Source organism: Nitrococcus sp., from assembly GCF_059432795.1.
In genome coordinates this window covers 1-6430 of sequence record NZ_JBXWZQ010000183.1, presented here as the reverse complement: position 1 = coordinate 6430, position 6430 = coordinate 1, and the positions used below count along the sequence as shown (strand labels likewise).

The window sequence follows — 6430 nt, the reverse complement described above, 5'->3', positions numbered from 1 at the left end:
ACAATATCCCCAGCGAGATTTAAATAAGAAACATGCGTCGTGAGAGCGATGTCGCGCCGGGCGAGCGCGTGAGCGCTCGTCTTTTCAGCGGCGAGCTCATCTGTCGCGTCGAGGAAGCGCGCGAAGCGAGCGAGGTGCACCTCCTGCCCCGGCGCCCGCGTGAGACGGACGAATAGATCGGATCAATCCGCGCATTCGAGGATCCTGAGGTGTGTTATGGAATTTGAGGCACCCGGCATCTTCTCCCAGCCGCTCTACTGGCGGGCCAACCGAGCCTACCACGCCGACGAGGCGGAGCATGTCTCCATGCTGCTGCGGGAGGCGGCGCTGCCCGCCGCGGCCAACGCGCGCATCGCCGAATACGCCAAAGCCCTCGTGCGCGAGGTGCGGCGCAGCCGGGTCCACAAAAGCGGCATCGACGCTTTCATGCACCAATACGAGCTCTCCAGCCAGGAAGGGGTGGTGATGATGTGTCTGGCCGAGGCGCTGCTGCGCATCCCGGACACCGAGACCGTCGACAAGCTGATCGAGGACAAGATCGGCTCCCACCATTGGGAACAGCACCTCGGCGACAGCGATTCGCTCTTCGTCAACGCCTCCACCTGGGCGCTGATGCTCACGGGACGGCTGCTGAGCTACCGTGAGCAGCCGCAGCAGCATCTGCGCGGCGTGTTGCAGCGTCTGCTTCGCCAAAGCGGCGAACCGCTGATCCGCCAGGCACTACGCCAAGCGATGCGTATCCTGGGCTGGCAGTTCGTCATAGGGCGCGACATCGAGGAGGCGCTGCGCCGCGCCCGGGCCTCGGAGCGCCAGGGCTATCGCTACTCCTACGATATGCTAGGCGAGGCGGCGCGCACCGATGCCGATGCGCGGAGCTACTTCGATCGCTACCACGAGGCGATCGAGGCCATCGGCGAGATCGCTGCCGGCCGCGGTCCGATCGAATCGCCAGGGGTGTCCATCAAGCTCTCGGCGCTGCATCCGCGCTACGAGCTCGCCAATCGAGACCGTGTCCTGCGCGAGCTGCTGCCGCGGCTGCGTGCGCTGGCGCTGCAAGCAGCGCACTACGATATCAACCTGACCATCGACGCGGAGGAAGCGGCACGCCTGGATCTCTCCATGGAGCTCATCGATGCGCTGTGCGCCGAGCCAAAGCTGCACCGCTGGCAAGGTCTGGGGCTCGCCTTGCAGGCCTACCAGAAACGGGCCTTCCCGCTGCTCGACTGGCTGAGCGAACGGGCCGCGCACCATGGGCGGCGCCTGATGGTGCGATTGGTCAAGGGCGCCTACTGGGATACGGAGATCAAACGGGCTCAGGAGCTCGGCTTGAGCGGCTATCCGGTGTTCACACGCAAAGCCAACACAGACGTTTCGTATCTCGCCTGCGTCCGCAAGCTGCTGGCGAATCCCCGCAGCTTCTATCCGCAGTTCGCCACCCACAACGCCCACACGCTTGCGTATGTGCTGGAAGTGGCCGGCGAAGGCCGCGACTTCGAATGCCAACGTCTGCACGGCATGGGCGAGCCGCTTTATGACCAGATCGTGGGCGAGGAGCACACGGGCGTTGCTTGTCGGGTTTATGCGCCGGTCGGCAGCCACGAGGATCTGCTGCCCTACTTGGTGCGGCGGCTGCTCGAAAACGGCGCCAATTCCTCGTTCGTCAACCGCATCGTCGACGAGAAGGTTCCAATCGAGGAGATCATCGCCGACCCGGTGGCCAAGATGGCCGCGCGCTCCTATATCCCGCATCCGCGCATCCCCCTGCCGATCAACATTTACGGCCCGCAGCGGCGCAACGCCAAGGGCGTGGATCTCTCCGACCTGGACCAGCTCGAATGGCTGCACCACGGCATGATGCACGCGGATCATGACGATTGGCGGGCCGCCCCCCTCATCGGTGGGCGCTGGCACGAAGCGCCGGAGAGCGCCGTGTACTCACCGGCGGACCGCACGCGCCGGGTCGGCACGGTGGCGTTCGCCGGGCGGGAGGCGCTCGAAGTCGCCCTTGCGCGGGCGCGGCAGGCGGCGCCCGAGTGGGCCTCCTGCCCTGCCACCGAACGTGCCGACTGCCTCGATCGTCTCGCCGGACTCTATGAGCGGCACCTACCGGAGCTCGTGGCGCTGTGCGCCCGCGAGGCGGGCAAGCACATCCCGGACGGCGTCGCGGAGGTCCGCGAGGCGGTGGACTTCTGCCGTTACTATGCCGCGCGAGCGCGCTCGGACATCGCGCCACCGCTGCAGTTGCCCGGCGCCACGGGAGAGCGCAATCAGCTCTCGCTTCATGGCCGGGGCGTGTTCGCCTGCATTAGTCCTTGGAACTTCCCGCTTGCGATTTTCACCGGCCAGATCAGCGCCGCGCTGGTCGCCGGCAATGCCGTGATCGCCAAGCCGGCCGAGCAGACCTCCCTGATCGGTGCCTATGCCGCGCAACTGATGCACGAGGCGGGAATCCCGCCGGATGTTCTGCACCTCCTGCCGGGCGATGGGCCCAGCGTGGGCATGCCGCTGGTGCAGGACCGGCGGGTCGACGGCGTGGCGTTTACCGGCTCCATGGCGACCGCCAAGCTCATCAATCGCGCGCTTGCCGAGCGTGCCGGTCCCATCGTGCCGCTGATCGCCGAGACCGGCGGGCAGAACGGCATGATCGTCGACTCTTCCGCGCTGCCCGAGCAAGTCGTCAGCGATGTGGTGAAGTCGAGCTTCCAGAGTGCGGGGCAGCGCTGCTCGGCGCTCAGAGTGCTCTACCTGCAGGCAGAGATCGCCGATCGCGTGATCGAGATGCTGACCGGCGCCATGGCCGAGTTGCGCATTGGTGATCCCTGGAGTCTCGCCACGGATGTCACGCCGGTAATCGACGAGGACGCCCGTAGCAGGCTCGAGGCGCATGCCGAGCACATGAGCGCAACGGCGAGGCGGCTCTATCGCTGCGAACTCCCGGCAGCCACGGAAAACGGCACCTACTTCCCGCCCTGCGCCTTCGAGCTGCGCAGCCTGCGGGAGCTCTCGGAGGAGAAGTTCGGGCCCATCCTGCACGTGATCCGCTATGAGGCCAGCGAGCTGGACCGCGTCATCGACGAAATCAACGCCACCGGCTATGGGCTGACCTTCGGCATTCACAGCCGTATCGACACGACGGTGCAGCACGTGGTGAGCCGCATGCGCGTGGGCAATGTTTACGTCAACCGGAACATAATCGGCTCGGTGGTGGGCGTTCATCCGTTCGGGGGCGAAGGGTTGTCCGGCACCGGGCCCAAGACCGGAGGGCCGCACTACCTGACGCGGTTCACCAGCGAGCGGGCGCTGAGCATTGATACCACGGCGGCCGGAGGCAATGCCTCTTTGATGTCCCTCGGTGAGGACGAACCGGCGGAGGCCGTGTTGCTCGACGAACCAAACCACTTCGCCCAAGAACCCTGAGCCGCTGCGGGTGCTCCGCTCAATGCGATTGCGCCGAGCGCCTCCTCGAAACCACGGCCCAAAATCACGTATCCGATCCGGATGCGCGCCGGCTCATGCGGGCGCGAAAGGCACGCTGTCCTCCGCAAAGGAAATCGCCTGGTAGCGATAAAATTTCATGCCACGCGCCCAGAACTCGGCCTCCAGCCCCGCCTTTTGTCGAAGCTGACCCAGGAAGTCGATCGGTCGGGGCAGCTGGCACCAGACGGCGGGCAGAAAAGTGGAACGTTGCCCCTGCCACTCCAGAATCAACCCGTCCACGCCGGGCCGGATCTGTGCGAGCAGCTCGCTTTCGCTCGCCACGCCCAGTGCCTCGGGCGGGGTAAGCACCGAGATCTCGACGCCGACCTCCGCGAGCTCGACCCACTGCACCGGAGCGAAACGCGGATCCCGCGTACCGGCCGCATAGGCATTCTCGGCAACATCGCATATCAGCGAACGGCGCGCCTCCAGGCTGCCGATGCAACCCAGCAGCTGATCGCGCCGGCGCAACGTAACGAAGCTGGCAGCCGGCTCGCACAATTGTGCGGGCCACTCTCGCGGGTAGACCCGCAGCGCCCGGCCATTGAGCAAGCCGTGCCTCAGGCTCTCACGGGCAAGCTCCAGAAGCCACCGGCGATCCTCGGCATCAATTTCCATAAACCGCAAACGCTCCGTAGCCCACTACCCGCTGGCGGTTGCCGGCGGTATCCCCCGAGCTGCAAAGGCCCAGCTGCTCGACGCGCAGGTTTCGCCGGCGCGAGAGCTCCAGCAGCCCGATGAGCGGGCTACGCCCGCAGGCATCCTGAAAGCCGATTGCCTCCGCACGCTTGAGCAGAATATTCTCCGCCGTCTGCGTATCCATGCGTCGCGCGCTCTCATAGTCATGGTAGTGGCTGAGATCGGTGCTCACGACAATCAGGGTTTCCTCGCCCCCCCAGAGGCGCTCGAGCACCAAGGCTGTCGCCTCGGCGGGCAGATCGCCCACGGCGAGCGGCACGAGGCGGAAATCATCGAGCACGTATTGCAGAAACGGCAGCTGCACCTCGAGGCTGTGTTCTTCGGCATGCGCCTCGTCCGAAAGCCCCACGTATGAGAGGTCCGCCAGCAACTCCAACGCCGCGTCATCCAACGCGACCTCGCCCAGCGGAGTTAGGAAAGCATCGCCCGGATGGCCGGCGATGCCCTGAAACCGCACCCGGTGCGCAGGCCCCAGTAGTACCACCCGTTTTATGCGGGAACGGGCCGGCGCGACCAGTGCATAGGCAAGGGCCGCCGTGGCTCCCGAAAAGACATAGCCCGCATGCGGCACGATCAGCGCTTTCGGCGTGCAGGGGGCCGCCGCAGGGCGGCTCATCAGCTGCTCCAAGAGTTTGCGCAGCGCATCGGCCTCGCCGGGATAAAACAGCTCAGCAACGGCCGGTTCGCGGACGATTTTCGACATATTCCCTGTGCAAGGCCTCTGTAGACAACGGCGCGATTCGAGCTCGATTCCGTGCCGGGTGACCCGCTCGAACGAAGGAAAGATGGTATTGACGTTATAGCTGTATGGGCGACACTTGCAAATGAGATGAACGAAAGGCCTCAAGAGCAAGAGTCGGTGCAAGCCGAACGCGTGTTCTTCTCAGCCGACACCGTCGCAACCCGGTACTGGCATCGGCTGGAGGACGGGCGTATCCAGTGTGATGTCTGCCCCCGCGCGTGCAAGCTCAGGCAGAACCAGCGCGGCTTGTGCTTCGTGCGCGCTTGCAAGGACGGCGAGGAAATCGTCCTGACGAGCTACGGACGCTCCAGCGGCTTTTGCATCGACCCGATCGAGAAAAAACCGCTCAACCACTTTCTGCCGGGAACGCCCGTCCTATCCTTCGGCACCGCCGGCTGCAATTTGGCCTGCAAATTCTGTCAGAACTGGGACATCAGCAAATCCAGGGAACTCGATACCCTGGCGGACCGCGCGGCACCGCAGGATCTGGCCACCGCGGTAGTGCGTACGGGATGCCGCAGCGTGGCGTTCACTTATAATGACCCGGTGATTTTTTTCGAATACGCGATCGACGTCGCGCAGGCATGCCATGAGCACGGCATCAATGCCGTGGCCGTAAGCGCCGGCTACATGTGCGCCGAACCGCGCGCTGAGCTCTACCAGCACATGGATGCCGCAAACATCGACCTCAAGGCATTCACCGAGCGTTTCTATCGCAAGCTGACCGGCTCATCGCTCGCCGCGGTGCTCGAGACTCTGAAATATCTGAAACACGAGACCGGCGTCTGGCTCGAGATCACGACGCTGCTGATACCCGGCCACAACGACGATTCGCGCGAACTCGATGCGCTCAGCCGTTGGGTGTGCGATGAGCTCGGCCCGGACGTGCCGCTGCATTTCACCGCCTTCCATCCGGACTTCAAGCTGCGTGACGCGCCGTCCACGCCACCGCAAACCTTGACTCGGGCTCGGCATATCGCCCTCGCCAACGGCCTGCGTTACGTCTACACGGGCAATGTTCACGACGTGGACGGCGGCAGCACCTACTGCCATGGCTGCGGGCAACGTCTGATCGGGCGAGACTGGTATGAACTCTCGACCTGGAATCTCACTGCAACCGGTTGCTGCCGCTTCTGCGGAACCCGCTTGCCCGGCATCTTCGAGCGCGAGCCGGGCGATTGGGGACGCCGGCGCGTTCCCGTTGCCCTGCACCGGCGAACGGCCTAAACGAACGCCGTCAGCCCCCCGCTAGTGCCTCCACATTGCGCCCGGAGCGCCGCGCATGCACGCCAGTGCTCGGGGTCGACGTTATAGCCAAGCGCACCGGCTTGCTCGCGAGGTCTAAATGATCCCTGCCGAGCGAGCCCGCCCTAACGGCGCGAAAATTGATGGCCACCGTGCTCGCGCTCGAATCGCGCCGTTACTCGGGGGCCCGCCTGTAGATCCGGCGCCCTTCATCGCAGCGCGAACGCCGAAATTTTGAACTCATTCCCATCGTCACCGGCCCCGTCA

The 6430-nt window shown here is 65.0% G+C and carries 5 protein-coding genes; 3 read left to right on the top strand and 2 right to left on the bottom strand.

Annotated elements, in window-relative coordinates; genetic code table 11:
* Window positions 1-32: 32 nt before the first annotated feature.
* Complete coding sequence (locus tag AC52Q4_RS12735) at window positions 33-176, top strand: hypothetical protein (RefSeq protein WP_495537172.1); 144 nt, start codon at window positions 33-35, stop codon at window positions 174-176.
* A gap of 40 nt (window positions 177-216) precedes the next feature.
* Entirely contained in the window at window positions 217-3417 is a 3201-nt protein-coding gene (gene putA, locus AC52Q4_RS12730) for a bifunctional proline dehydrogenase/L-glutamate gamma-semialdehyde dehydrogenase PutA (RefSeq protein ID WP_495537171.1), read from the top strand.
* Window positions 3418-3510: 93 nt separating this feature from the next.
* On the opposite strand, the gene amrA is transcribed toward putA, so the two are convergent.
* Both amrA and amrB read right to left on the bottom strand, forming a co-directional pair.
* Complete coding sequence (gene amrA, locus AC52Q4_RS12725) at window positions 3511-4095, bottom strand: AmmeMemoRadiSam system protein A (RefSeq protein ID WP_495537170.1); 585 nt, start codon at window positions 4093-4095, stop codon at window positions 3511-3513.
* Window positions 4085-4879, bottom strand: a complete 795-nt coding sequence (gene amrB, locus AC52Q4_RS12720) for an AmmeMemoRadiSam system protein B (protein WP_495537169.1) — start codon at window positions 4877-4879, stop codon at window positions 4085-4087. The genes amrA and amrB overlap by 11 nt, the downstream gene beginning before the upstream one ends.
* Window positions 4880-5005: 126 nt before the next feature.
* Between amrB and amrS the strand changes: the two genes are divergently transcribed.
* Complete coding sequence (amrS, locus tag AC52Q4_RS12715) at window positions 5006-6145, top strand: AmmeMemoRadiSam system radical SAM enzyme (RefSeq protein WP_495537168.1); 1140 nt, start codon at window positions 5006-5008, stop codon at window positions 6143-6145.
* The last annotated feature ends 285 nt before the right edge of the window (window positions 6146-6430 follow it).